The 818-nt window shown below is 67.0% G+C and carries 1 protein-coding gene and 1 pseudogene; one reads left to right on the forward strand and one right to left on the reverse strand.

Going from position 1 to position 818, the window contains the following annotated elements; all coding sequences use genetic code 11:
- Positions 1-561, reverse strand: a 561-nt coding sequence (locus tag Q8814_RS26305) for an AMP-binding protein (RefSeq protein ID WP_330154850.1), incomplete at its 3' end; no start/stop codon positions are given.
- A 117-nt stretch (positions 562-678) separates the two neighbouring features.
- Between Q8814_RS26305 and Q8814_RS26310 the strand changes: the two are divergent.
- A pseudogene (locus Q8814_RS26310) lies at positions 679-818 on the forward strand (transcriptional regulator); the annotation flags it as partial.

Raw genomic sequence — 818 nt, forward strand, 5'->3', positions numbered from 1 at the left:
GTCGACGACCGCATTCGGGTTGTCGGCGGTCAGTGCGCGGCCGAGCTCCTCGAGGTCGGACAGGCCGATGACCCAGTCGCCGTCGCCGGAACCGTCGATGACGACGACCCGGGTCACGTCGGGGAGTTCGCTGCGGTGCTGCGTGAGCTTCTCGATCTGCGCGCTGTCCTCGGCGATGACGATCTTGCTGCCCGAGTTCGACACGATGAAGGCGACGTCGGGTGCGTTCGTGGTGGGGTACACCGTCGTCGTCGCGGCACCCGCGCACATGACCGCGAGATCGGCGAGCACCCACTCGAAGCGGGTGGACGATGCGAGAGCCACCCGATCCTCGGATCGGACCCCGAGGGAGATCAGGCCGGCCGCGAGCAGCCGTACCCGGTCGCCGGTCTGCTCCCAGGTGGCGCTCGCCCACCCGTCTTTCCCGTCGGGGTAGCGGTACGCCTCCGCGTCCGGTGTGGCGGTCACCCGGTCGATGAACATCCGTGCGACCGACGGCGCCCGGTTCTCGATCTTGGCAAGGTCGACGGTCTCGTCGGAGGAGCGCAAGGGAGTCGTCATGGAGCCAGTCTATGAAGGTCTGTTGCCTCGGAAGGGGCTTTCGGGCTCGGCGGATTGTCCGGATCGGCAGGCCATCGCCGCCTGTACTTATTAAGCTGTCGCTTATATAGTGAGATCGTGCATGGTTTCGAAGTGCTCGCCGATCCGGTTCGGCGACGGGTTCTCGAGTTGCTCGCCGTGGGCGCCCACGCTGCCGGCGAAATCGGCGCCGCGATCGGCGCGGAATTCGGCATCTCCCAGCCCGCGGTGTCGCAACA

The organism is Rhodococcus chondri (genome assembly GCF_036327435.1).
Classification (GTDB): Bacteria; Actinomycetota; Actinomycetes; order Mycobacteriales; family Mycobacteriaceae; genus Rhodococcus; species Rhodococcus chondri.